The organism is Ensifer sp. BR816 (genome assembly GCF_000378985.1).
Lineage (GTDB): Bacteria > Pseudomonadota > Alphaproteobacteria > Rhizobiales > Rhizobiaceae > Sinorhizobium.
In genome coordinates this window covers 5,251,538-5,275,325 of record NZ_KB905370.1, presented here as the reverse complement: position 1 = coordinate 5,275,325, position 23,788 = coordinate 5,251,538, and the positions used below count along the sequence as shown (strand labels likewise).

21 protein-coding genes and 3 tRNA genes are annotated in these 23,788 nt (G+C 63.2%); 2 read left to right on the top strand and 22 right to left on the bottom strand.

Features of this window, described 5'->3' with window-relative positions; genetic code table 11:
- Positions 1–5: 5 nt before the first annotated feature.
- The 19 genes from RHIBR816_RS0125325 to RHIBR816_RS0125235 form a co-directional block, all read right to left on the bottom strand.
- Positions 6–773 carry a biotin--[acetyl-CoA-carboxylase] ligase gene (locus tag RHIBR816_RS0125325; RefSeq protein ID WP_018239403.1) on the bottom strand — a complete coding sequence of 256 codons (768 nt, stop codon included), beginning with the start codon at positions 771–773 and terminating at the stop codon, positions 6–8.
- Positions 770–2,212 (bottom strand): NADH-quinone oxidoreductase subunit NuoN, encoded by a 1,443-nt coding sequence (gene nuoN, locus RHIBR816_RS0125320; protein ID WP_026187411.1) that lies wholly within the window; start codon positions 2,210–2,212, stop codon positions 770–772. Before nuoN ends, RHIBR816_RS0125325 begins: the two co-directional genes overlap by 4 nt.
- Before the next feature lie 18 nt (positions 2,213–2,230).
- Positions 2,231–3,742, bottom strand: a complete 1,512-nt coding sequence (locus RHIBR816_RS0125315; RefSeq protein ID WP_018239401.1) for an NADH-quinone oxidoreductase subunit M — start codon at positions 3,740–3,742, stop codon at positions 2,231–2,233.
- Positions 3,742–5,736: an NADH-quinone oxidoreductase subunit L gene (gene nuoL / locus RHIBR816_RS0125310; RefSeq protein WP_018239400.1), complete on the bottom strand. Its 1,995-nt coding sequence runs from the start codon at positions 5,734–5,736 to the stop codon at positions 3,742–3,744. The genes RHIBR816_RS0125315 and nuoL overlap by 1 nt, the downstream gene beginning before the upstream one ends.
- Before the next feature lie 7 nt (positions 5,737–5,743).
- Positions 5,744–6,052, bottom strand: a complete 309-nt coding sequence (nuoK, locus tag RHIBR816_RS0125305; protein WP_003531854.1) for an NADH-quinone oxidoreductase subunit NuoK — start codon at positions 6,050–6,052, stop codon at positions 5,744–5,746.
- A 29-nt stretch (positions 6,053–6,081) separates the two neighbouring features.
- Positions 6,082–6,696: an NADH-quinone oxidoreductase subunit J gene (locus RHIBR816_RS0125300; RefSeq protein WP_018239399.1), complete on the bottom strand. Its 615-nt coding sequence runs from the start codon at positions 6,694–6,696 to the stop codon at positions 6,082–6,084.
- Positions 6,697–6,842: 146 nt separating this feature from the next.
- Positions 6,843–7,334: an NADH-quinone oxidoreductase subunit NuoI gene (gene nuoI / locus RHIBR816_RS0125295; protein ID WP_012707628.1), complete on the bottom strand. Its 492-nt coding sequence runs from the start codon at positions 7,332–7,334 to the stop codon at positions 6,843–6,845.
- Positions 7,335–7,398: 64 nt separating this feature from the next.
- Positions 7,399–8,442 (bottom strand): NADH-quinone oxidoreductase subunit NuoH, encoded by a 1,044-nt coding sequence (gene nuoH / locus RHIBR816_RS0125290; protein WP_014327993.1) that lies wholly within the window; start codon positions 8,440–8,442, stop codon positions 7,399–7,401.
- A gap of 20 nt (positions 8,443–8,462) precedes the next feature.
- Positions 8,463–10,541 carry an NADH-quinone oxidoreductase subunit NuoG gene (nuoG, locus tag RHIBR816_RS0125285; RefSeq protein WP_026187410.1) on the bottom strand — a complete coding sequence of 693 codons (2,079 nt, stop codon included), beginning with the start codon at positions 10,539–10,541 and terminating at the stop codon, positions 8,463–8,465.
- A 99-nt stretch (positions 10,542–10,640) separates the two neighbouring features.
- Positions 10,641–11,309, bottom strand: coding sequence for an NADH ubiquinone oxidoreductase (locus RHIBR816_RS0125280; RefSeq protein ID WP_018239397.1), 669 nt, complete (start codon positions 11,307–11,309; stop codon positions 10,641–10,643).
- 6 nt (positions 11,310–11,315) lie between these two features.
- Positions 11,316–12,620: an NADH-quinone oxidoreductase subunit NuoF gene (gene nuoF / locus RHIBR816_RS0125275; protein ID WP_018239396.1), complete on the bottom strand. Its 1,305-nt coding sequence runs from the start codon at positions 12,618–12,620 to the stop codon at positions 11,316–11,318.
- Positions 12,621–12,631: 11 nt separating this feature from the next.
- Positions 12,632–13,477 carry an NADH-quinone oxidoreductase subunit NuoE gene (gene nuoE, locus RHIBR816_RS0125270; RefSeq protein WP_018239395.1) on the bottom strand — a complete coding sequence of 282 codons (846 nt, stop codon included), beginning with the start codon at positions 13,475–13,477 and terminating at the stop codon, positions 12,632–12,634.
- Positions 13,478–13,493: 16 nt separating this feature from the next.
- Positions 13,494–13,748: a hypothetical protein gene (locus RHIBR816_RS0125265; protein WP_018239394.1), complete on the bottom strand. Its 255-nt coding sequence runs from the start codon at positions 13,746–13,748 to the stop codon at positions 13,494–13,496.
- Positions 13,748–14,938 carry an NADH-quinone oxidoreductase subunit D gene (locus RHIBR816_RS0125260; RefSeq protein ID WP_018239393.1) on the bottom strand — a complete coding sequence of 397 codons (1,191 nt, stop codon included), beginning with the start codon at positions 14,936–14,938 and terminating at the stop codon, positions 13,748–13,750. Before RHIBR816_RS0125260 ends, RHIBR816_RS0125265 begins: the two co-directional genes overlap by 1 nt.
- A 56-nt stretch (positions 14,939–14,994) precedes the next feature.
- Positions 14,995–15,600: an NADH-quinone oxidoreductase subunit C gene (locus RHIBR816_RS0125255; protein ID WP_018239392.1), complete on the bottom strand. Its 606-nt coding sequence runs from the start codon at positions 15,598–15,600 to the stop codon at positions 14,995–14,997.
- Positions 15,601–15,618: 18 nt separating this feature from the next.
- Positions 15,619–16,197 (bottom strand): NADH-quinone oxidoreductase subunit B family protein, encoded by a 579-nt coding sequence (locus RHIBR816_RS0125250; protein WP_018239391.1) that lies wholly within the window; start codon positions 16,195–16,197, stop codon positions 15,619–15,621.
- Entirely contained in the window at positions 16,188–16,553 is a 366-nt protein-coding gene (locus RHIBR816_RS0125245) for an NADH-quinone oxidoreductase subunit A (protein ID WP_018239390.1), read from the bottom strand. Before RHIBR816_RS0125245 ends, RHIBR816_RS0125250 begins: the two co-directional genes overlap by 10 nt.
- 299 nt (positions 16,554–16,852) lie before the next feature.
- Positions 16,853–16,929, bottom strand: a tRNA-Asp gene (locus RHIBR816_RS0125240).
- A gap of 71 nt (positions 16,930–17,000) precedes the next feature.
- Positions 17,001–17,077: transfer RNA gene (locus RHIBR816_RS0125235), tRNA-Asp, on the bottom strand.
- A gap of 400 nt (positions 17,078–17,477) precedes the next feature.
- On the opposite strand from RHIBR816_RS0125235, the gene RHIBR816_RS0125230 reads away from it, so the two are divergent.
- A tRNA-Val gene (locus RHIBR816_RS0125230) sits at positions 17,478–17,553 on the top strand.
- Between the two features lie 59 nt (positions 17,554–17,612).
- Here the strand turns inward: RHIBR816_RS0125230 and RHIBR816_RS0125225 are convergent.
- The 3 genes from RHIBR816_RS0125225 to RHIBR816_RS0125215 form a co-directional block, all read right to left on the bottom strand.
- Positions 17,613–18,011, bottom strand: a complete 399-nt coding sequence (locus RHIBR816_RS0125225) for a cupin domain-containing protein (RefSeq protein ID WP_018239389.1) — start codon at positions 18,009–18,011, stop codon at positions 17,613–17,615.
- Positions 18,012–18,089: 78 nt separating this feature from the next.
- Complete coding sequence (locus RHIBR816_RS0125220; RefSeq protein WP_018239388.1) at positions 18,090–21,551, bottom strand: AAA family ATPase; 3,462 nt, start codon at positions 21,549–21,551, stop codon at positions 18,090–18,092.
- The gene (locus RHIBR816_RS0125215) at positions 21,551–22,831 is read right to left on the bottom strand and encodes an exonuclease SbcCD subunit D (RefSeq protein WP_018239387.1); all 1,281 of its coding nucleotides are present in this window, start codon (positions 22,829–22,831) and stop codon (positions 21,551–21,553) included. The genes RHIBR816_RS0125220 and RHIBR816_RS0125215 overlap by 1 nt, the downstream gene beginning before the upstream one ends.
- A gap of 411 nt (positions 22,832–23,242) precedes the next feature.
- On the opposite strand from RHIBR816_RS0125215, the gene RHIBR816_RS0125210 reads away from it, so the two are divergent.
- Complete coding sequence (locus tag RHIBR816_RS0125210; protein ID WP_018239386.1) at positions 23,243–23,716, top strand: MarR family winged helix-turn-helix transcriptional regulator; 474 nt, start codon at positions 23,243–23,245, stop codon at positions 23,714–23,716.
- Positions 23,717–23,788 lie beyond the last annotated feature (72 nt).

Below are 23,788 nucleotides of genomic sequence, written 5' to 3'. Positions count from 1 at the left end.
CTTGTTTATCCGAGAAATACGTCGCCCGCGGCGATTGCCAGCGGCGCGCCCGAGCCTGTGTCGAGCAGCAGCCGCCCGTCTTCGTTGATACCGACAAAACGGCCGGCAATCGACCGGTCCGGCAGGTTGACAGTGATCGCCTCGCCAATGCCCTTCGCGGCGGCCTTCCACTGATCGATGATCGCGGCAATGCCGGTGCCACGATCCCAGATCGAGAGCGCCTCAGCCATCGTCACGAACAGATGCGCAAACAGTTCCTCGGCCGAGATCGTCGCGCCCTCGTGCCGAAGCGAGGTGACCGGGTAGAGCCCCGCTTCCGGCATCACCGCGACGTTGACGCCGCAGCCGATCACCAGCGCATGACGGCCGTCCGGGAGGCCTTCGCCTTCAAGCAGGATGCCGCAGGTTTTCCGGCCATCGATGAGGATGTCGTTCGGCCATTTGATCGCCACCTCCGGCGAACCCGGAGGCATCACCCTGCGAATGGCGCGGTGGACGGCAACGGCGGCTGCGAGCGGCAATGAATGCAGTTGCGCCACCGGCGCTGGATCGATGAGCAGCAGGGATGCATAGAGATTGCCGGGCTCGGAAAACCATTCGCGGCCGCGTCGGCCGCGGCCGCCCGTCTGGCGCGCGGCGGTGATCCAGAGGTTGCCCGGATCACCCGCGCGCGCACGCGCCAGGCATTCGCTGTTCGTCGAGACAGTTTCGGCAAGCGCTATGTGCCGGAAATCGTCAGGCGAGATCCGGCCGCTGCCCTGCCCGCCGCTCAAAAGAATGTCCGCGCCGCAGCCTCGGCGGCATTTCCGAGCGGGCCGCCGATCAGCACGTAGCCGAGCACGAACAGGCCGGAAAGCCCGTAGACCAACCGCAACTCGCCTGCCGTGCGGGCAAACTCACCCTTCGCCTCGTCGAACCACATGACCTTGATGACGCGCAGGTAATAGTAGGCGCCGACGACGGATGCGAGAACGCCGATGATCGCCAGCCCATAGAGCTGGGCTTCGATCGCGGCAACGAACACGAAATATTTCGCGAAGAAGCCGGCAAGCGGCGGGATGCCGGCGAGCGAGAACATCAGGATCGTCAGCACCGTCGCCATCAACGGGTTGGTCTGCGACAGGCCGGCGAGGTCATCGATGCCCTCGACATGCTGCCCGTCCTTGCGGCGCATCGCCAAGATGCATGCGAAGGTGCCGAGCGTCATCACCATGTAGATCAGCATGTAGAGAATGACGCCACGCACGCCGGCCATCGACCCGGCGGCAAGGCCGACGAGCGCATAGCCCATATGGCCGATCGAGGAATAGGCCATCAGTCGCTTGATGTTGCGCTGGCCAATCGCGGCGAAGGCGCCAAGCAGCATCGAAGCGATCGAAATGAACACGACGATCTGCTGCCAGTCGGCAACGACCGGCTCGAAGGCCTCGATAACGACGCGCACCAGAATGGAAATGGCCGCGACCTTGGGTCCGGCGGCGAAGAAGGCCGTTACCGGTGTCGGTGCGCCTTCATAGACGTCCGGCGTCCACATATGGAACGGAACGGCCGAGATTTTGAAGGCAAGGCCGGCGAGGATGAAGACCAGGCCGAACACGAGGCCGAGCGATCGGCCTTCCGCGGTGAGCGCCGCAGCGATCTCGTCGAAGCCGGTATGGCCGGTGAAGCCATAGACGAGCGACATGCCGTAGAGCAGCATGCCCGAAGACAGAGCGCCGAGAACGAAGTATTTGAGGCCCGCTTCGGTCGAGCGCACGCTGTCGCGATTGATCGCGGCCACGACGTAGAGCGCCAGCGACTGCAGTTCCAGTGACAGATAGAGCGAAATCAGGTCATTGGCCGAGATCATCAGCAGCATGCCGAGGGTCGCGAGCAGCAGCAGCACCGGAAACTCAAAGCGGTCGATCTGAGCGGCGCGGGCCTGGCCGATCGTCATCACCATGACGGTGATCGAGCCGATCAGCGCCAGGACCTTCATGAACTTCGCAAAGGGATCCGAAAGGAAGGCGCCGCCATAGGCCTCGCCGTCACCAGTGTTCAGGACGAGCCACAATCCGGCAACGATGAGCACCGCCACGGAGAGCCCGGTGACGACCGGCGTGGCCCGTTCGCTCGAATAGACGCCGACCATCAGCAGCACCAGCGCGCCGACCGCCAGGATCAGCTCGGGGACTGAGAGTTGCAGGCTTGCAAAAAGGGTTTCAGCAGTCATGTCCATCACATCCTGTGGTCAGTGCACCGAAAGCGCAACGTCTTGCGCTGCCTGCAGGGCTGCGGCGTAGTTGTTGACGAGCAGATCCACGGAGGCCGCCGTCGCATCGAAGACCGGCGCCGGATAGACACCGAAGAAGATCGTCAGGATCACCAGCGGATAGAGGATGACCTTCTCGCGCGTCGACAGATCGAGCATCGCCTTGAGGCTATCCTTTTCCAGCGCGCCGAAGATCACCCGGCGATAGAGCCAGAGGGCATAGGCGGCCGACAGGATGACGCCGCTGGTCGCAAAGAGCGCGACCCAGGTGTTGGCGCGGAAGGCGCCGACCAGCGTCAGGACTTCGCCGACGAAGCCCGAGGTGCCCGGAAGGCCGACATTGGCCATGGTGAACACCATGAAGGCCACGGCATATTTCGGCATGTTGTTGACGAGGCCGCCATAGGCCGAGATTTCGCGCGTGTGCAGCCGGTCGTAGACGACGCCGACGCAAAGGAAGAGCGCGCCCGAGACGATGCCGTGCGAGAGCATCTGGAAGATCGCGCCCTGCACACCCTGGACGTTCGCCGCAAAGGTCCCCATCGTCACGTAGCCCATATGCGCAACGGAGGAGTATGCGATCAGCTTCTTGATGTCGCTCTGCATCATCGCCACCAGCGAGGTATAGATGATCGCGACAATCGACAGCGTATAGACGAGCGGCGCGAAATAATCGGACGCCAGCGGGAACATCGGCAGCGAGAAGCGCAGGAAGCCGTAACCGCCGAGCTTCAGGAGAATACCGGCCAGGATGACCGAGCCCGCCGTCGGCGCCTGGACGTGCGCGTCGGGAAGCCAGGTATGGACCGGCCACATCGGCATCTTCACCGCGAAGGACGCGAAGAAGGCAAGCCACAGCCAGGTCTGCATCTGCCGCGGGAAATCATACTTGAGCAGTTCGGTGATGTCCGTCGTGCCGGCCTGCCAATACATCGCCATGATGGCAAGCAGCATCAGCACCGAGCCGAGCAGCGTGTAGAGGAAGAACTTGTAGCTCGCATAGACGCGGTCCTTGCCGCCCCAGACGCCGATGATGATGAACATCGGGATGAGGCCCGCCTCGAAGAAGACGTAGAAGAGCACGATGTCGAGCGAGACGAAGACGCCGAGCATCAGCGTTTCCAGCAACAGAAACGCAATCATGTATTCCTTCAGGCGCTTCTCGATCGTCACCCAGCTCGCCAGCACGCAGAACGGCATCAGGAATGCCGTCAGCGGCAGGAACAGCACCGAAATGCCGTCTATGCCGAGATGGTAGGAAATGCCGGTACCGAGCCACTCATGCTTCTCGATCATCTGGAAGCCGGGGTTCGAGGGGTCGAACTGGTACCAGACATAGAGCGACAGCGCGAAAACGAAGATCGTCGTCAGTAGCGAGATGTTCAGGATGTTGCGGCGGCCGGCGGCGCTGTCTTCCCGCATCAGCAGGAGAAGCAGGGCGCCGACCAGCGGCAGGAAGGTGACCGCGGAAAGTACGGGCCAATCGGTCATCAGAAGGAACTCCCGAGCATCATCCAGGTAACGAGCGCCGCAATGCCGATCAGCATGACGAACGCGTAGTGATAGAGGTATCCGGTCTGCAACCGGACGACGCGATCGGTGACGTCGAGAACGCGTGCCGCGACCCCGTTCGGCCCGAACCCGTCGATGACGCGGCCGTCACCCTCCTTCCAGAGGAACGTGCCGAGACGCTTGGCGGTGCGGACGAAGAGGAAATCGTAGAGCTCGTCGAAATACCACTTGTTGAGCAGGAACTGGTAGAGACCGCGATGCTGCCGGGCGAGATACTTCGGCGTCTCCGGCGAGCGGATATACATGTACCAGGCCGTGAACAACCCGAGCGCCATGGCGACGAACGGGCTCCATTTCACCCACAGCGGAACATGGTGGTATTCCTCGAGGATTTCGTTCTCGGCCGACGTGAAGAGCGCGCCCTGCCAGAATTCGGCGTAGTGATGGCCGAAGAAATAATCGTGGAACAGGAAGCCCGCGACGAGCGCACCGAGCGCGAGGATGTAGAGCGGCACCAGCATGACCTGAGGCGACTCGTGCACGTGATGCATGACCTCGTGCGACGCGCGCGGCGTGCCGTGGAAGGTCATGAAGGTCAGGCGCCAGGAATAGAAGCTGGTGAACAGCGCGGCGATCACGAGCAGGGCGAAGGCAAGGCCCGAAACGATGCTGTGCGAGGCGAAGGTCGATTCGATGATCGCATCCTTCGAGAAGAAGCCCGCGGTGCCGATGACTGTGCCCGGGATGCCGACGCCCGTCAGCGCGATCGTGCCGATGAACATCATCCAGTAGGTGACGGGGATATGCGTGCGCAAACCGCCCATGTAGCGCATGTCCTGCTCGCCATCGACGGCGTGGATCACCGAACCGGCGCCAAGGAACAGCAGTGCCTTGAAGAAGGCGTGCGTGAAGAGGTGGAAGATCGCGGCACCGTAAGCCCCGACGCCGAGTGCCACGAACATGTAGCCGAGCTGCGAACAGGTCGAATAGGCGATGACGCGCTTGATGTCGTTCTGAACGAGACCGACGGTCGCAGCGAAGAAGGCGGTGATCGCACCGATCAGCGTGACGACCGTCAGCGCATCCGGCGACAGTTCGAAGAGCGGCGACATGCGGGCGACGAGGAAGACGCCGGCGGTCACCATGGTCGCGGCATGGATGAGGGCCGAAACCGGCGTCGGGCCTTCCATGGCGTCCGGCAGCCAGGTGTGCAGCAGGAACTGCGCCGACTTGCCCATGGCGCCCATGAAGAGCAGCAGGCAGGTTGCCGTCAGCGCATCAGCCTTGTCGAGGTGCATGCCGAAGAGCGTGATCACCGCCTCCCCTGCCTCTGCACCTTCAGCCGGCAGGTAGCTCTGGGCTGCGGCGAAGACGGTTTCGAGATTGATCGAGCCGAACAGCACGAAGACGCAGAAGATGCCGAGCGAGAAGCCGAAGTCGCCGACACGGTTGACGATGAAGGCCTTGATCGCCGCGGCATTGGCCGAGGGCTTCTTGTACCAGAAGCCGATCAGCAGATACGACGCCAGGCCCACGCCTTCCCAGCCGAAGAACATCTGCAGCAGGTTGTCCGAGGTGATCAGCATCAGCATCGCGAAGGTGAAGAGCGACAGATAGCCGAAGAAGCGCGGACGATGCGGATCGTGGTGCATATAACCGATCGAATAGATGTGCACCAGCGTCGAGACCGTGTTGACGACCACGAACATGACGGCGGTCAGCGTGTCGACGCGGAAGGCCCATTCGACGTCGAAGCTGCCCGACTGGATCCAATGCAGCACCGAAACCTTGATCATCTCCTCGTGGCCGAGGGCGACGTCGAAGAAGACGAACCAGGAGAGCGCCAGCGCGATCAGCATCAGGCCGCTGGTCACATATTCTGATGCCTTGGCGCCGATCTGGGTGCCAAGCAGGCCGGCGATCAGAAAGCCGATCAGAGGCAGAAAGACGATAGCCTTGATAATGGTGTCCATGGCCCTGTCAGCCCTTCATCATGTTGACGTCTTCGACGGCGATCGAACCGCGGTTGCGGTAGAAGACGACGAGAATTGCAAGTCCAATCGCGGCTTCGGCGGCCGCGACTGTCAGGATGAACAGCGCGAAGACCTGGCCGGTGATGTCGTTCAGGAACGCCGAGAAGGCGACCATGTTGATGTTGACCGCAAGCAGGATGAGCTCCACCGACATCAGGATGATGATGACGTTCTTCCGGTTGAGGAAGATGCCGAAGACGCCGAGCGTGAAGAGAATGGCGCTGACGGTGAGATAGTGGGAAATTCCGATTTCCATAAGTCTGATCCCTCGACCTCGCGTCCCGATTAAAGGCCCTGACCCGGCTTGACCGTGACCACCTCGACGGCGGTCTCGGGCGAGCGGGCAACCTGGCGCGGAATGCTCTGACGCTTGATGTTTTCGCGATGACGCAGGGTGAGCACGATGGCGCCGATCATGGCGACGAGCAGCACCAGCCCGGCGATCTGGAAGAAATAGATGTAGTGGGTGTAGAGCACGTCCCCGAGCGCGGCCGTGTTGGTCCGCTCGGTGACGGCCGGGATCGGCATGGCGATGCCCTTGGCGATCTCCGGCGAGAAGGTCGAACCGCCGACGACGATGATCAGCTCGGCAGCGAGGATCAAACCGATCAGCGCGCCGACCGGCGCGTATTCAAGCACGCCCGCGCGCAGTTCGGCGAAGTCGATGTCGAGCATCATGACCACGAAAAGGAAGAGAACCGCGACCGCGCCGACATAGACCACCAGCAGGATCATCGCCAGGAACTCGGCACCCGTCAGCAGGAACAGCCCGGCCGCGTTGAAGAAGGTCAGGATCAGGAACAGAACCGAGTAGACCGGGTTCTTTGCCGCGATGACCATGAATGCCGACGCCACCGCGATGAAGGCGAAGAGATAGAAAAAAAGAGCCTGCAGACCCATGATCGGTGCCTTTTTCGTCTTGCTCGGCGTGACGGCGCGCTGCCCTCACTCCACGAGGCAAAGCCGGACGTCTGTCCGGCCAGTGCCCAAACCTGTTCCGCATGCCTCCTTGCGAGCGGCGCGATGCGGCGTTTACGCAGATGGCCTCAGCGGTAGGGCGAGTCCATTGCAATGTTGCGCGCGATTTCCCGCTCCCACCGGTCGCCGTTGGCGAGTAGCTTTTCCTTGTCGTAATAGAGCTCTTCGCGCGTCTCGGTGGCGAATTCGAAGTTCGGCCCCTCGACGATGGCATCGACCGGACAGGCTTCCTGGCAGAAGCCGCAATAGATGCACTTCACCATGTCGATGTCGTAGCGCACCGTGCGGCGGGTGCCGTCGTTGCGGCGCGGGCCGGCCTCGATGGTGATGGCCTGGGCGGGACAGATCGCCTCGCAAAGCTTGCAGGCGATGCAGCGCTCTTCGCCGTTCGGATAGCGGCGCAGCGCATGCTCGCCGCGGAAGCGCGGGCTGACCGGGCCTTTTTCGAAGGGATAGTTCAGGGTCGCCTTCGGCCGGAAGAAATAGCGCATCGACAGAAAGAACGCGCCGACGAATTCCTTGAGGAACAGTGAGCTGACGGCTTGCGACAGACCGGCCATCATTAACCTCCAAACTTGCCGGCCTGGGAGAAGCCGACGGTATGCAGCGAAGCTTGGGCGGCCATCATGCCCACCCCATGAGCTTCAGAACGAATGCGACGATGACGACCATCGCCAGCGACAACGGCAGAAAGACCTTCCAGCCGAGACGCATCAGCTGGTCGTAGCGGTAGCGCGGCACGAAGGCCTTCACCATCGCGAACATGAAGAACACGAACGAGGCTTTCAGCACGAACCAGATGATGCCCGGTACCCAGTTGAGGATCCAGATATCGACCGGCGGTAGCCAGCCGCCGAGGAACAGGATCGTCGTCAGCGCGCACATCAGGCAGATCGCCGCGTATTCGCCGAGCATGAACATCATGTACGGGGTCGAGCCGTATTCGACCATGAAGCCGGCGACGAGTTCGGATTCTGCTTCGGGCAGGTCGAAAGGCGGGCGGTTCGTCTCGGCGAGCGCCGAGATGAAGAACACGATGAACATCGGGAAGAGCGACAGCCAATGCCAGTCGAGGAAGGAGGCCGGCAGGCCGATCATCGTTCCGAGACCGTCCGACTGCGCATTGACGATGTCCGTCAGGTTGAGCGAGCCGACGCAGAGCAGCACGGTGACGATGACGAAGCCGATCGAGACTTCATAGGACACCATCTGCGCGGCGGAGCGCAGCGCGCCCAGGAAGGGATATTTCGAATTCGACGCCCAGCCGCCCATGATGATGCCATAAACCTCGAGAGAAGATATGGCGAAGACGAAGAGGATGCCGACATTGATGTTCGCGATCACCCAGTTCGCATTGAGCGGAATGACCGCCCAGGCGGCAAGCGCCAGCGTCACGGAGACGAGCGGCGCGAGCAGGAAGATCGTCTTGTTGGCGCCGGCCGGAATGACCGGCTCCTTGAAGACGAATTTCAGAAGGTCGGCGAAGGACTGGAAAAGACCCCAGGGACCCACCACGTTAGGACCGCGGCGAAGCTGCACGGCGGCCCAGATCTTGCGGTCGGCGAGCAGGATATAGGCAATGAAGACCAGCAGTGCGACCAGGAGCAGCAGCGACTGGCCGATCATGATGGCCGTTGGCCAGACGTAGCTCGAAATGAAAGCGTCCATGATGCTCTATTCCCTCGCGCTCATTCCGCGGCAGCTTTGAAATTGTTGCGCGCCAAAGCCGAGCATTCGGCCATGACGGCGGATGCGCGCGCTATCGGGTTCGTCAAATAGAAGTCTTTGACCGGAGACGCAAACACGGATTTGGCCATCTCACCGGCTTTTTGCGCAAGTGCGGCAATTTCGTCGCTGCTTCCTGCAGCAATGCTGTCGACCTCTGCGAAATGCGGATGAGCCGCGTGGAGCTTCGCACGCAATTCGCCAAGCGAATCAAACGGCAGCTTCCGGCCGAGCACATCGGAAAGCGCGCGGATGATCGCCCAGTCCTCGCGTGCGTCGCCCGGTGCAAAGCCGGCGCGGTTGCCGACCTGTACACGGCCTTCGGTATTGACCCAGGTCCCGGATTTTTCCGTATAGGCGGCACCTGGGAGGATGACGTCCGCCGCATGCGCGCCATTGTCGCCGTGCGAGCCAATGTAAACGGTGAAGCCTTTCCTTGCCGAAAGATCGATCTCGTCGGAGCCGAGCAGGAACAGCACGTCCGCGCCGCCGACCATCTGCGCCGCCGACATGCCGCCGTTGCTGGGGACGAAACCGAGGTCCAGGCCGCCGACGCGCGAGGCTGCCGTGTGCAGGACGGCGAAGCCGTTCCACTCCGTGCCGACCGCGCCGACAGCAACGCCGAGCTTTGCCGCGCTGGCGAGAACGGCAGCACCGCCCTCGCCTGCGAGAGCGCCCTGGCCCACGATGATCAGCGGCCGTTCTGCCTTCTTCAGCGTCTCGAAGAACTTGCCCTTGCCGGAAACGAGTTCGCCAAGCGTTTCGGTACCGGCGCCGAGATACTGATATTCATAGCGCAGATCGCCATTTTCGCCGATGACGGCGATCGGGAACTTGCCCATGCGATAACGCTTGCGGATGCGCGCGTTGAGGACGGAAGCCTCGAAGCGCGGGTTGGAGCCGATGATGAGCAGCGCGTCAGCACTCTCGATCCCCTGGATCGTCGGATTGAAAATGTAGCTGGCGCGGCCGAGTGACGGATCGAGCGCTGCGCCGTCCTGGCGGCAGTCGATATTCTCGGAGCCGAGCGAAGCAACGAGTTCCTTCAGGGCGTACATTTCCTCGACGGATGCGAGGTCGCCGGCGATCGCGCCGATCTTGCCGCCGGAGCTGTTGGCGACGGCCGCCTTGATCGCCTGGAAGGCCTCGCTCCAGGTCGCCGACTGCAGCCGCCCGTCCTTCCGCACATAGGGCCGGTCGAGACGCTGCGTCTTCAGCCCGTCCCAGATGAAGCGGCTCTTGTCGGAGATCCACTCTTCATTGATCTCCTCGTTGACACGCGGCATGACGCGCATCACCTCGCGGCCGCGCGTGTCGACGCGGATCGCCGAGCCGACCGCGTCCATGACATCGATCGATTCGCTCTTGTTGAGCTCCCACGGGCGCGCGGTGAAGGCGAAAGGCTTCGAGGTCAGCGCGCCGACCGGGCACAAATCCACGACGTTGCCCTGCAGTTCCGAGGTCATCGCCTGTTCGAGATAGGTAGTGATCTCCGCATCTTCGCCGCGGCCGATCAGCCCGAGCTCGGCGATGCCCGCGACCTCCGTCGTGAAGCGGACGCAGCGCGTGCAGTGAATGCAGCGGTTCATCACCGTCTTGACGAGCGGGCCGATGTACTTGTCTTCGACGGCGCGCTTGTTTTCCTGATAGCGCGAACTGTCGATGCCGAAGGCCATCGCCTGGTCCTGCAGGTCGCATTCGCCGCCCTGGTCGCAGATCGGGCAGTCGAGCGGATGGTTGATCAGCAGGAATTCCATGACGCCTTCGCGGGCCTTCTTGACCATTGGCGTGGTCGTGAAGACTTCCGGCGCCTCGCCGTTCGGGCCGGGGCGCAGATCGCGCACGCCCATGGCGCAGGAGGCGGCGGGCTTCGGCGGGCCGCCCTTCACCTCGATCAGACACATGCGGCAATTGCCGGCAACCGAAAGCCGCTCATGGAAACAGAAGCGCGGAACCTCGGCGCCGGCCTCTTCGCACGCCTGAAGCAGCGTGAAATGATCCGGGACCTCGATCTCTTTTCCGTCGACTTTCAGCTTTGCCATCTTCGCACTCAATCCTGTCTTCCGTCCGGCTGCCTTCTGCGGCGCCGGACAATTCCTTCACGGCTCTTCCGGTGTGGTGACGACCGGACAGCCGTCACGTTATTTCTTGCCGATCAGCGTCTTTGCCTGGCCGATCCAATCGTCCCGCAGGATGCGGCCGTTGAGCGCGAACTCGGCATCGATCCGCGCGACATCCTTCTCGCTGAGAGCGGCGATGTCGGCAAACCGGCGAAGGCCCCTGCCGTTCAGCACCTGCTCAAGCTTGGGGCCGATCCCGGAAATCCGCTTCAGATTGTCGGCGACGCCGCCCTTCGGCTTCGCCGTGACGGGCTTCGTGGCGGGGCGCGCCTTGGGCTTGGCGACAGCAGCCGGTGCGGGCCGAGCCTCGCGGGCGGCTGGAGCCGGGTTGGACTCGCGGGCTGCCGGCGCTGGCGAAGCCTGCTGAATTACAGGCTCGGGCTTTTCGATCGCCGGCGCCGGTTCGGCAATCTCCGCCGGTTCGGCCGCGCCGGCGCTCTTCTGCAGGGCGTTTGCAGCCCCCTGCATGGCGCCGAACATGACGCCTGCGAAGTGGCTCGACAGGCCGAAGCCGAGCGCGGTCGCCGCCGCTACGGCAGCCACGGGATTGGCCATCAGCGGAACAGGCGGCATGGTCTTCATCCATTCGGCCATGCCGAACGGATCGGTCGAGCCGGCGCCCAAGGGCCGCACGAAAGGAATGACTGCAGTCGCTTTCATGTCCTGTCCTTCATTGCGCGTCCCTGCCATCGCTCGTTACTCCGCTGCTTCCAATACCGCGCCGTGCGAGGTGGCGTTGCGCGTATATTCGTCGATCCGCTTTTCCATTTCCGGACGGAAATGCTTGATCAGGCCCTGGATCGGCCACGCGGCCGCGTCGCCAAGCGCACAGATCGTGTGGCCTTCGACCTGCTTCGTCACGTCGAAGAGCATGTCGATCTCGCGCTTCTGGGCGCGGCCCTGCACCATGCGCTCCATGACGCGCATCATCCAGCCGGTGCCTTCGCGGCACGGCGTGCACTGGCCGCAGCTTTCGTGCTTGTAGAAGGCGGAGAGCCGCCAGATCGCCTTGATGATGTCGGTCGACTTGTCCATGACGATGACGGCGGCCGTTCCGAGACCCGAACCAAGCTCGCGCAGGCCGTCAAAATCCATGATGGCGTCCTTTATCTGCGCACCGGGCACGCAGGGAACGGACGAGCCGCCGGGGATGACCGCAAGCAGGTTGTCCCAGCCGCCGCGGATGCCGCCGCAGTGCTTGTCGATCAGCTCGTGGAACGGGATCGACATCGCGTCCTCGACCGTGCAGGGCCGATTGACGTGACCCGAGACCGAATAGAGCTTGGTGCCGTGATTGTTGGGGCGGCCGAAGCTGGTGTACCAGCCGGCACCGCGCCTGAGAATGGTCGGCGTGACGGCGATCGACTCGACGTTGTTCACGGTCGTCGGGCAGCCATAAAGGCCCATATTCGCCGGGAATGGCGGCTTCAGGCGCGGCTGGCCCTTCTTGCCCTCCAGGCTTTCCAAGAGCGCCGTTTCCTCGCCGCAGATATAGGCGCCCGCGCCGTGATGGACGAAGACGTCGATGTCGTAGCCGAGCTTGTTGTTCTTGCCGAGCAGGCCGTAATCGTAGCATTCGTCGATTGCCGCCTGCAGCGCCTCGCGTTCACGGATGAACTCGCCGCGCACATAGATATAGGCCGCATGCGCGCCCATGGCGAAGCTGGCGATCACGCAGCCCTCGATCAGCGTGTGCGGATCGTGGCGCATGATGTCGCGGTCCTTGCAGGTGCCGGGCTCCGATTCGTCGGCGTTGACGACGAGGTAGTGCGGGCGCCCGTCGCTTTCCTTCGGCATGAAGGACCACTTGAGGCCGGTCGGGAAGCCGGCGCCGCCGCGGCCGCGAAGGCCCGAAGCCTTCACCTCGTTGATGATCCAGTCGCGGCCCTTTTCGAGAAGCGCCTTGGTGCCATCCCAATGGCCGCGCGACATCGCGCCCTTGAGCGACTTGTCCTTGAGGCCGTAGATATTGGTAAAGATGCGATCTTCATCTCTCAGCATAGGTCACCTCTTTACCGCGGCTTCTTCGCCGGCTTGGACTTGTCGACCGTCTCGCCTTCGGCCTTGGCGTTCTTCGCCGCCGCCTTCTTCGCGGTCGCCGGGGTCTTCAGCGCCGGATTGGTGACATCCGCGGAGGTCTTCGGCTTGGCGGCATTCGATGGCGGCACGCTGACCGCCTTGTCGTCCTTGCTCCCGTCATCCTTTGACTTGGCTGCGCGGGCCGGCGCCTTCGTCTTTACAGGCGCTTCGACGAGCTGCAGCGTCGTCAGGCCGCCGACCGGGGCGGAATAGACGCGGTCGATCTGGGGGCCAGGGTTGATTTCAGTGCCCTTGCCTGCGTCGAAGCTATCGATGATTTCCTCGAGACGCTCGGGCGTCAGGTCCTCATAGGTGTCCTTGAAGATCATCACCATCGGCGCGTTGACGCAGGCGCCCTGACATTCGACCTCTTCCCAGGAGAGCGTGCCGCTTCCGTTCAGCGTGAAGGGGTCGGCGGCGATCTTCGTCTTGCAGACCTTGATCAGGTCTTCCGCGCCGCGCAGCATGCAGGGCGTCGTGCCACAGACCTGCACATGGGCGCGAGAACCGACCGGCTTCAGCTGGAACTGCGTGTAGAAGGTCGCCACTTCGAGGGCGCGGATATAGGGCATGCCGAGCATGTCGGCGATCGACTCGATGGCCGCTCTCGTCACCCACCCGTCCTGTTCCTGGGCGCGCATCAGCAAGGGAATGATCGCCGACTGCTCGCGGCCCTTCGGATACTTGTTGATCGTTGCCTCAGCCCAGGCGGCGTTCTCCTTGCTGAATGCAAAGGCCGCTGGCTGGACAGTGTCTTCGGCTAGTCGACGAACGGACATTCTAGTGGACACCTTATCAATTAATCGAGCCGCACCGCGATTTCGTCAGCGTGACGAATTCGCAGGCATAGGCTGACTGGTCTTTCTGCAAAAACACGATGTAGCGCGTGCCATTGGCGACGGCTGCCTTGATCTCGTATCCCTTCGACAGGAGCCCGGCCATGGAGCCGCCGTGTAGCCCCGACGAGGACGTGCTGCCGACATCCTCCTGAGCCAGGGCTGCCGGGCAAAACGCCAGAAATCCGAGAACGGCAATCGGCGCCAGACGCATCAGCGATCCACCTCGCCGAACACGATATCGAGGGAGCCCAGCACCGCCGAGACGTCGGCGAGCTGGTGTCCGCGACAGAGGAAATCCATGGCCTGCAGATGGGCGTAGCCCGGCGCACGGATCTTGCAGCGGTAGGGCTTGTTGGTGCCGTCGGAAACGAGATAGACGCCGAACTCGCCCTTCGGTGCCTCGACGGCGGCGTAAACTTCCCCGGCCGGCACGTGATAGCCTTCGGTATAGAGCTTGAAGTGGTGGATCAGCGCTTCCATCGAGCGCTTCATCTCACCGCGCTTCGGCGGCACGATCTTGCCGTCGAGCGAGGAGACCGGCCCGACCTTCGCGTCGCCCAGCAGGCGATCGACGCATTGGCGCATGATCAGCGCCGACTGGCGCATCTCGATCATGCGGATGAGATAACGGTCGTAGCAGTCGCCGTTCTTGCCAATCGGGATGTCGAATTCAAGGTCGGAATAGCACTCGTAGGGCTGCGCACGGCGCAGATCCCAGGCGGCACCCGAACCGCGCACCATGACGCCCGAGAAGCCCCAGGCCCAGGCGTCGTCCAGCTTGACGACGCCGATATCGACGTTGCGCTGCTTGAAGATGCGGTTGCCGGTCAGGAGCTCGTCGATGTCATCGACGGTCTTCAGGAACGGATCGATCCACTTGCCGATATCCTCGACCAGTTCATGCGGCAGATCCTGATGCACGCCGCCCGGACGGAAATAGGCCGAGTGCATGCGCGCGCCGCAGGCCCGCTCATAGAACACCATCAGCTTCTCGCGCTCCTCGAAGCCCCACAGCGGCGGCGTCAGCGCGCCAACGTCCATTGCCTGCGTGGTGACGTTGAGGAGATGCGAGAGGATTCGGCCGATTTCCGAATAGAGAACGCGGATCAGCTGGCCGCGGATCGGCACCTCCGTGCCCGTCAACCGTTCAACGGCGAGCGCGAAAGCGTGCTCCTGGTTCATCGGCGCGACATAGTCGAGCCGGTCGAAATAGGGCACCGCCTGCAGGTAGGTCTTGGTCTCGATCAGCTTCTCGGTGCCGCGATGCAGGAGGCCGATATGCGGATCGACGCGCTCGACGATCTCGCCGTCGAGCTCCAGCACGAGCCGGAGAACGCCGTGCGCCGCCGGATGCTGCGGACCGAAGTTGATGTTGAAGTTGCGGACGTTATGTTCGGTCATACCGATTGCTCCAGGCCAGATGGCGTCCTCGTGGGATCGCCACGGACCGACTTGTCTCAGCGTGCCTTCGCCTTCTCGTCGCCGGGCAGGACGTATTCCGTTCCTTCCCAGGGCGAGAGAAAATCGAAATTGCGGAATTCCTGCCTCAGTTCGACGGGCTCATAGACCACCCGCTTGACCTCGTCGTCGTAACGAACCTCGACGAAGCCGGTCGTCGGGAAATCCTTGCGCAGCGGATAGCCTTCAAAGCCGTAATCCGTGAGAATGCGACGCAGATCCGGATGGCCGGTGAAGAGAATGCCGTACATGTCGTAGGCTTCACGCTCGAACCAGTCGGCGCCGGGATAGACCGGGGTCGCCGAGGGCACGGGCTCGCCCTCACCCGTCGTGACCTTGACGCGAACACGCAGGTTCTGGCGCGGCGAGAGGAAATGATACACGACGTCGAAGCGATCCGGCCGCTGCGGATAGTCCACGCCGCAGACATCGATAAAGCTCACGAAGCCGCAGCGCGGATCGTCGCGCAGGAAGGTCAGGAATTCGAGAAGGTTTTCGGCCTTCACCGTCAGTGTCAGCTCGCCGTACTTGATCGCCGAATCGGCAATCAGCGATCCGCGCGCTTCGCGAAGATAGGTCGCAAGCTCGTTCAGGGCTTCACTCATTGAAAAGAACCCCCTGCCTTAGCGCTCGATCGTGCCGGTCCGGCGGATCTTCTTCTGCAGCAGAAGCACGCCGTAGAGCAGCGCTTCTGCCGTGGGAGGACAGCCTGGCACGTAGATGTCGACGGGCACGACGCGGTCGCAGCCGCGCACGACCGAATAGGAATAGTGATAGTAGCCGCCGCCATTGGCGCAGGAGCCCATCGAGATGACGTAGCGCGGCTCGGGCATCTGGTCGTAGACCTTGCGCAGCGCCGGCGCCATCTTGTTGGTCAGCGTGCCGGCCACGATCATGACGTCGGACTGGCGCGGCGAGGCGCGCGGCGCGAAGCCGAAGCGCTCGGCGTCGTAGCGCGGCATCGACATCTGCATCATTTCGACGGCGCAGCAGGCGAGACCGAAGGTCATCCACATCAGCGAGCCGGTGCGGGCCCAGTTGATCAGCTCATCGGTCGAGGTGACGAGGAAGCCCTTGTCGGCGAGCTCGTTGTTGATCTCGCCGAAGAATGCATCATTGCTGCCGATCGGCTTGCCGGTCGAGGGATCGACAATGCCCTTCGCCTGCGGCGCAACGAGCGTGGTGCCGGATGCTAGTTCCATTCCAGCGCTCCCTTTTTCCATTCATAGATAAAGCCGACCGTCAGGACTAGGAGGAAGACCATCATCGACCAGAAGCCGAACCAGCCCACATCCTTGAACGAAACCGCCCACGGGAAGAGGAAGGCGACTTCCAGGTCGAAGATGATGAAGAGGATCGACACGAGATAGAAGCGGATGTCGAACTTCATGCGGGCGTCGTCGAACGCATTGAAGCCGCACTCGTAGGCCGACAGCTTTTCCGAATCGGGCGCTTTGAAGGCGACGGCGAAAGGAGCGATCAGCAGTGCGAGGCCGATCACAAGAGCGATTCCAATGAAAATCGCGATCGGAACGTAGGAACCGAGAAGTTCAGTCATTGTTATCCGTCCCTGCCTGCGAAGCGCACCGGGAGAGGCGCTTGAACAACGAATGCCGCAGGCCGAAAATCATGTTGCAACGCCAGAGTGGTTAGCGCAGCCCGCGCCCATGCGCAAGCCTAGACCAGCCATTTAAACCCGTTCGCGCCGCAGGTTTGAACGGCACTTTCGCATCGTTGACACAGCGGAGCTTGGAATCGCGGGGATCGGCCCATCCCGGCGCCAGAACCCGGACCGAGACACATTGCCGCAATGCAAAAAAATCGGCGGCTGGGCGCTGAAACCTATAGGAGAAGAAGTGGCGCGAGTGACGGGGCTCGAACCCGCGACCTCCGGCGTGACAGGCCGGCACTCTAACCGACTGAGCTACACCCGCGCATCATGGCCATGAACGGCCATTATCTCATCATCGGCACTTTTTGAGAATGCCGCATTGCCATTCAAGAGTGGCGCGAGTGACGGGGCTCGAACCCGCGACCTCCGGCGTGACAGGCCGGCACTCTAACCGACTGAGCTACACCCGCATTCCCCTTGATTGGCCGGGGCGCTCGCGCACCCCTTTATCAAAGCGGCCCTGCCGTTTCGATGAGCGGCTAACTAAGCGGTTCGCCTTGGGGTGTCAAGCGTGTTTGAAGACAAATCCGTGACCGTACGAATTTGATCCACAGCACAGTCGAGGCCGAAAATCGACGCATGCGAACTCTGCCGCGGCTGCCCTCTTCCGATCCAGGACCGGCACGATCGCCATCGCCGCCTCGACCTCCCCTATCGGCCTTGTCCACAGTGTCGGTCAGCGCTCATTCTCCGACCCGGACGAGCCTTCACAAAAAAATCAAAAAAATCGATCGAATGCTCTTGCGGTTTTCGCCGCCAGCGCATAGATCACGCCCACCGACGCGGCGGACAACTGTTCGACACGCGAAAGGGCGATTAGCTCAGTTGGTAGAGCGCCTCGTTTACACCGAGGATGTCGGGAGTTCGAGTCTCTCATCGCCCACCATTTTCCGCAGCTTTAGCAATTGTCCGCAAGTGGCTACAATCGTTGCCCTATGGTGTTCCTCACCCGCCGCGGTACTGCTCGTCCGTCACATGCTCCAGCCAATCGACCACCTTGCCGTCGAGTGCCTCCTGGACGGCGATATGCGTCATTCCCGTATCCGCGGCCGCGCCATGCCAGTGCTTCTCGCCCGGCGGGAACCAGACGACGTCGCCGGCGCGGATTTCGCGGAGTTCTCCGCCCCAGCTTTGCGCGAGGCCGCGGCCGGCCGTGACGATCAGCGTCTGGCCGAGCGGATGCGCGTGCCAGGCGGTGCGCGCGCCGGGTTCGAAGGTGACCGTCGCTCCGCGCACCCGCGCCGGCGCCGGCGCCTCGAACGCCGGATCGATGCGTACGGCTCCCTGGAAATACTCGGCCGGGCCGCGGGATGAGGGTCTCGATCCACACTCAAAGATTTCCATCCGAACCTCCTCTTGGTAAACCGCGCCAGACACGTAAGTGATGCAAGGACGAGCACCTTAGCTGTTTCCGCCAGTTTGCTACAGCCTGTGGATCGTCACGCCGGCGCAGGCGCTGCGGGCGATATCGCAGAGGTGCTCGTGGTGCGTCAGATAGATCACCTGGCCGACGTGCGCCATCTCCGCCATCAGATCGAAGGCGCGGCCGGCGCGGTTGTCGTCGAATGTCTCCATGATGTCGTCGGCGATGAAGGGCAGTGTCTCGCGGGCCGCTGCGACCTCGTAATAGCCGGCAATCCTCAAGGCGAGGTAGAGCTGAAAGCGCGTGCCCTTCGAGAGATCGCCGGCGAGCTTCGATCCGCCCGCGGCCGTGTTGGCGATCAGGAATTCCTGGCCCTTTTCCGCCTGCGTCGAGAGGCCGGCATATTCGCCGCCGCTGATATGCGAAAAGGTCCGCGAGGCGCGCTGCATCATGGCGCTGCGGTGGCGCTCGCGAAACAGCCTGAGCGCATGCTCGGCAGCGAAAACGCCGGCCTTGAGCCTGAGATAGCCGACCGCCTTGTGCTCGATGTCGAGCAGGATCGTTCGCTGCTTCTGCTCGATTTCGGCCACCCGGCCGCCGCCCTCGATCTCCGCAAGCGCCCTTTCCTTGTTTCTCACCTCAGAATGCAGCTCGCTGACGTCGCGATCGGCGACATCGATCGCTTCCTCCAGCCGGGCGAGCTCGAGCCTGAGTTCCGCCCCGTCAACACCGGCAAGGATGGACTCGGCTTCTTCGCTCGTGGCGGTGGCGAGCCGCGTCACCAGATCATTCTCGAGCTCGGCGGATCTCTGCCTTTGCCTGTCCTGCTCGCGGACCGCCTCTAGGCACTGCCCGGCCTCCTCCAGCGTCCCGCACCCGAAGAAATCAAGGATCGCCTGCCTCATCGCCAGATGCTGCCGCTCTTCATTGCGTAGTGAGCGAAGGACCTCCTCGAGGCGCATGATACTGGCCGACGCCTCGAGGCGTCGCTCTTCCTGACGATGCGCGGCGGCAATGCGATCGCGCAGCGACGCGTAGAGCGCGAGCGGATCGCCCTCTCCCGCTTCCGCCAAGTCGCGGGCGAGATCCGCAATCGCCTCTGTAAAGCTCTTCTGGTCCTTCCGCATGCCGGCGATGCGATGGTCGAGCTCGCTCTTCTTCTGCATAAGCTTGTCGAAATCCTGAAGCACGGCGAGCACCGGACCGATTTCGTGCGGAAGCGGCCGATCGGTGCGGCCGGCAAGCCAGGTCGCGGCGAGTGCCTGCGCCCACTCCTCTTCCCAGCGGACCATGGCCGCCTCGGCGGCGGCCAGGATCGTCTCCCGGTTTTCCACGGCATCCGATGCGCGGCGGAGCTGCGCGACAGCGGCGCTGTGAGCCGCGGCGGCACTTTGCGCACGGGCGACGATCTGTTCCGCAGTGACCAGGAGTTCATCGAGGCGGTCCGGCAAAGGATTCGTCAAGCCGAGCCGCAGCAACTCATTCTGCAACGCGTCGATTGCCGCCTTCTCTTCCGATGCGGCCCTGTCGCGCGCCTGGCGCGCGGCACGCAAATCGGCGCGCAACTCCAGTGCCGCGGCGCGCGTGGCAAGCCAGGCTTCCAGTTGCGGCACCAGCTTCACGTTGGGTAAGCCACCTGCGCTCGCGGCCGCCCCCACCATTGCGGCCAGCCGTTCCCCTTCCTCGCACAGGCCTGCTCTCTGCGTATCGAGCGCCTGAAGGCGGGCACGCCTTTCCGAAATGGCAATCGTGAGACCGCGCATCTCGGCCATCCGCTCGGCATGAGCCAGGCGGAGCGCCACGGCGGCATCGTCATCCTTCAGCGCCGCTTCGAACGCGCTCGCCGTCGCCTCGTCGAGGTTGGCGCGATGCGATTGCCAGGCAAGGGCGCGACGCCTGCGCAGTGCACCCGCCGCCGCGTCGTCCACAACCGCGCCGTCCGCAGTGAATGCGGCGAGGCGGGCTTCGTCCCCCGCCTGGCGCTCGCGCTCGTCGCCGATCCGATCGTCGAGTCGCAACCGCCGCTCGGAGAGAGCCGCTTCTTCCGCCCTCCACATGGCGACGACGCCGGTGGCAGGAACCGGAAGCATCGCCAGCGCATCCGCATCGCCGGCGAAAGGCCGCAAGCTGTCCATGGCATCGGCAAGCGCTGCCTCCAACCGATCGAACTCCTTGGTCGCCGCCTGCTGACGCAACAGGCAATCGCTCTGACGCAGCACATGCAGCCGCTCGACCAGGGCGCCGGTATCGGCGATGCCGTCCTTGAGCCGATCCAACTCGCGTCCCGAATGGGCGTGATCGCGTCTCGCGCTGTCGATCTCCTCGCGCGCCGATGCCAGCTTCTCCGAGAGCCCGGCATGCTGGCGAACCAGTTCCTGGAGGCGGGCAGCGCGTGCGGTCGGCAGCAACAGCGAAGCGGGATCGGGACTGTCCGTTTCGCCGAGCCGGATCAGGCATGCGCGGATCTCAGCCGACGTCCTTGCCAGTTCGTCGAGCCGTGACGGCATATCGCGGGCGGCGGTCTGGTAACGGGCGTCGAGTGCCAATTCACGCAGCGTCTCGAACCGCCCCGCGAGCGCAAGCGCCCGCTCGTCGCGCGCCAGTTCTTCGAGCCCGGCCCGGCGCTGCCCTAGTTCCTCCTCCAGCTGCCGCATCCGGGTGGCGATTTCCACCTCCTGCCTGCGGAGCGCCGGCAGATCGTTCCACCATTCCTGCGGCGGGACCGGCAAGGCTGGCGTGCCGGCAAGCTGTTCCCGCGTGGTGCGCAGCCTTGCCATGAGCGGCAGGGCCTCGAGCTCGGCGCGCAGCCGGTCCCGCCTGACGCGCAGTTCGGCGCGCTGCCGCGCCGCCGCATCGTGGCGTTCGCGGGCTTTCGCCAGCGTCTTGCGAAGATCGGCATATTCGCGCGCATTGATGTCCACAGCCTTGCGCTCGGACTTGAGGGCGTCCAACTCCGCCTTCAATTCCGCCAGCTGATGCTTGCGCGCCTGGGGGCGGAAGAAGGCATCCGCTTCGGCGCGCAGATTGGCGAGCACAACACCGCTATCCGGCAGGCCCGAGCTTGCCGAGAACAGCAGCGAACCCAGTTCGCCCTCGCTCTTCAGGATCGCTTCCCCGCCTTCCTCGATGCTATCGTCGTCGAGCGAGAACATCATGCGATAGGTGGAGCGATCGATCGCCCCGAGGGCGGCGGAGAAGAGGTTGTCCGGCAGCGCCTGCTCGTCCGGGCCCACGAGGCTGTTCGCGTTGCGCTTGATCCGGTAGGCGTGATGGCTCCTGCCGCCGGCCTCCACGATGCCGCCGATCCGCATCGTCTGGTAGGGATGCAGGAAGCCATAGGGGCTGAGACGCTCGATGCCGAAGAGCAGATCGAGGAAGCCCGAGAACAATGTCGATTTGCCCGCCTCGTTGGGGCCGTAGATCAGATGGAAATCGGGCGCGCCCGGGCTGGCGTCGCCGAAGTCGAGGCTCCGCCCGGTGAACTTGCCGTAGCGCACGAGATCCAGCTGTTGCAGTCGCATCAGTCGATGCCCTCGACGGCGCTGCGGCCATGGAGATGCGACAGGACATCGGCACTTCCAGAAAGGGCGGCGTTCTCCACCAGATCGTCGAGTGTCGCCTCGTCCGCGGCGAGCAGGTGCCGCAATTCGGCGGGCAGATGCGGCAGCAGCTCCTCCGCGACGGCGCGCATGTCTGCGCGGAAGGCAAAGGCCGACAACACTTCGTTCTCGACGAGCGCCGTCAGTTCGCCGATCGGATCCACGGCGATGCGGCTTGCATGCGTGTCGAAGCTTGCAAAAAGGGTCTCGATTTTCTCGACCCAGCAGCGGCCGAGTCCGGCCGCGATATTCGCCAGTTCCCCCTGCAGGAGGTCGAAGTCCCGCCGCAGGCGCCAGGCAAGCGGCGTCATGCCCGTCAGCGTGATCCGCAGGATCAGATCGGCCTCCGGCAGGCCCTTGCGCAACAGCGCGAGCTGCCGGCCGGCGGTCTCGAGCATGCGGCTCCAATCCGCGATCCCCGTCAGGTCGATCGAGGCGCGCTCGAACACCGCTGCGCCCACGGGCCGCTCTTCGAGCGCCACCTGCCCATCGTCGTCGATCGTGACGAGCGTCACGCCCTTCACCCCCGATTCGTTGATATCGCGGCCCTGCGGCATGCCAGACATGACGATGCAGGGGCTGACGCCATGGACCTGCCGCTGATGAACGTGGCCGAGTGCCCAATAGTCGTAGCCGTGGCGCTCCAGATCGGCGACGCTGCAGGGAGCGTAGGGATCATGGCCGGCGGAGCCGGAGAGGCTCGTGTGCAGCATGCCGATGTTGATGGCATCCGCAACGGGCGGATGGAAATGCGGCAGCAGGCTTTCCGGCGCATGCGGGTCGGCAAAGCTCAGCCCATGGACATGAACGGTTTTGCCGTTCTCCAGCGTCTTGGCAAGAACCGGCTTGCCGCGCCCGGGAAAGACATGGACCGACGCAGGCAACGTCAGCTCGCGCGTCACCTGCGACTGGGCGTCGTGGTTGCCACGGATGATGAAGGTGCTGATACCCGCCTCGTCGAGACGACGCAGCTCGCCCGCGAGGAAAAGTGCCGTGTTCATCGAGGTCTGATTGCCGTCATAGAGGTCGCCGGCGATCAGGAGCGCATCGACGTTTTCGGAGATGCAGAGGTCGACGATACGCACCAGGGCATTGCGGGTGGCGCCCCGGACGATCCCGGCAAGCTCCTCGTTCCGCAGCGCCAGGCTTCGCAGGGGCGAATCGAGATGGAGGTCTGCGGTATGGACAAATCGGAAGGCCATGGCCGACCATGGCTGCCCCTTCCCCACGCGTCAATGACGCTCGCGGCCACACCCCAAACTCAGCTGTGGGCAAAGGCACGCGCTTGTCCAAAACCGCCCAGGCAGCTCCGCCGGCTCGCCCGATTTGGCGGTTTTGTAGGGTCTTGCTCGGTCGTGTTTCTGCTGGAAACGTCTTGGGCGTTTGCAGCGTCGACGTGATTCGTTATCCGGTATTGGCGCCATCGTGATGACACGCCGACGGCAATTCTTCGCCTCGCAAGACCAAAGGCCTTGGGATTCGAGGGCCGTTTCTTTTCGCGAGGGCCGTGTCCGTAAGAATTGGGAGGTTTTTGTCGACAAATACGGTGATCGTCACTAAATATAGGGCGACTGCCATTTGACATGGCACCTCACCATATCTCAACGGTGTTCATGAAGACGACATTCGAAGTCTCCGACAAACTGTTCGAACTCTACCATCGCGTCCATCGCCTGGTAAACGAGTCGATGACCGAGGAGGGTGTGTCGCTTGCCCGAAGCAAATTCCTGTTCTTCCTGAGCAAGCTCGGCCCCTGCCGCTCCACCGACATCGCCTGCGCCTTGAACTTTGCCCCCCGAACGGTGACGGAGGCGATCGACGGGCTGGAGCGCGATCGCCTGGTGATGCGCAAGCCCGATCCGGACGACCGCCGCGCCAAGATCGTCTCGATTACCGAGACGGGCCGTGCCGTCCTCCAGGCGGCGGAACATCCGCGCAAGCAGCTCATCGAGGAAATCTTCTCGGCGCTCGACGATGAGCAGCTCGACCAGCTCTACGACATCGTCAGCAGGCTCGTCGACAAGACCGACGAGATCCGCAAGCGCAAGGAAGCGGACGAAGAGGCAGATATCGCTGCGGCGCGGTAACCGGCACAACCGAACTTGGTACAACTTGGTACAAAAGGAAGAGGCCGGGACGTCATGTCCCGGCCTCTTCCG

Excerpts from the sequence above, each read along its gene's own strand:
- nuoN (WP_026187411.1), bottom strand. The coding sequence starts at position 2,212 with ATGACTGCTGAAACCCTTTTTGCAAGCCTGCAACTCTCAGTCCCCGAG.
- RHIBR816_RS0125315 (WP_018239401.1), bottom strand. The coding sequence starts at position 3,742 with ATGACCGATTGGCCCGTACTTTCCGCGGTCACCTTCCTGCCGCTGGTC.
- nuoL (WP_018239400.1), bottom strand. The coding sequence starts at position 5,736 with ATGGACACCATTATCAAGGCTATCGTCTTTCTGCCTCTGATCGGCTTT.
- nuoK (WP_003531854.1), bottom strand. The coding sequence starts at position 6,052 with ATGGAAATCGGAATTTCCCACTATCTCACCGTCAGCGCCATTCTCTTC.
- RHIBR816_RS0125300 (WP_018239399.1), bottom strand. The coding sequence starts at position 6,696 with ATGGGTCTGCAGGCTCTTTTTTTCTATCTCTTCGCCTTCATCGCGGTG.
- nuoI (WP_012707628.1), bottom strand. The coding sequence starts at position 7,334 with ATGGCCGGTCTGTCGCAAGCCGTCAGCTCACTGTTCCTCAAGGAATTC.
- nuoH (WP_014327993.1), bottom strand. The coding sequence starts at position 8,442 with ATGGACGCTTTCATTTCGAGCTACGTCTGGCCAACGGCCATCATGATC.
- nuoG (WP_026187410.1), bottom strand. The coding sequence starts at position 10,541 with ATGGCAAAGCTGAAAGTCGACGGAAAAGAGATCGAGGTCCCGGATCAT.
- RHIBR816_RS0125280 (WP_018239397.1), bottom strand. The coding sequence starts at position 11,309 with ATGGCAGGGACGCGCAATGAAGGACAGGACATGAAAGCGACTGCAGTC.
- nuoF (WP_018239396.1), bottom strand. The coding sequence starts at position 12,620 with ATGCTGAGAGATGAAGATCGCATCTTTACCAATATCTACGGCCTCAAG.
- nuoE (WP_018239395.1), bottom strand. The coding sequence starts at position 13,477 with ATGTCCGTTCGTCGACTAGCCGAAGACACTGTCCAGCCAGCGGCCTTT.
- RHIBR816_RS0125265 (WP_018239394.1), bottom strand. The coding sequence starts at position 13,748 with ATGCGTCTGGCGCCGATTGCCGTTCTCGGATTTCTGGCGTTTTGCCCG.
- RHIBR816_RS0125260 (WP_018239393.1), bottom strand. The coding sequence starts at position 14,938 with ATGACCGAACATAACGTCCGCAACTTCAACATCAACTTCGGTCCGCAG.
- RHIBR816_RS0125255 (WP_018239392.1), bottom strand. The coding sequence starts at position 15,600 with ATGAGTGAAGCCCTGAACGAGCTTGCGACCTATCTTCGCGAAGCGCGC.
- RHIBR816_RS0125250 (WP_018239391.1), bottom strand. The coding sequence starts at position 16,197 with ATGGAACTAGCATCCGGCACCACGCTCGTTGCGCCGCAGGCGAAGGGC.
- RHIBR816_RS0125245 (WP_018239390.1), bottom strand. The coding sequence starts at position 16,553 with ATGACTGAACTTCTCGGTTCCTACGTTCCGATCGCGATTTTCATTGGA.
- RHIBR816_RS0125225 (WP_018239389.1), bottom strand. The coding sequence starts at position 18,011 with ATGGAAATCTTTGAGTGTGGATCGAGACCCTCATCCCGCGGCCCGGCC.
- RHIBR816_RS0125220 (WP_018239388.1), bottom strand. The coding sequence starts at position 21,551 with ATGCGACTGCAACAGCTGGATCTCGTGCGCTACGGCAAGTTCACCGGG.
- RHIBR816_RS0125215 (WP_018239387.1), bottom strand. The coding sequence starts at position 22,831 with ATGGCCTTCCGATTTGTCCATACCGCAGACCTCCATCTCGATTCGCCC.
- RHIBR816_RS0125210 (WP_018239386.1), top strand. The coding sequence starts at position 23,243 with ATGAAGACGACATTCGAAGTCTCCGACAAACTGTTCGAACTCTACCAT.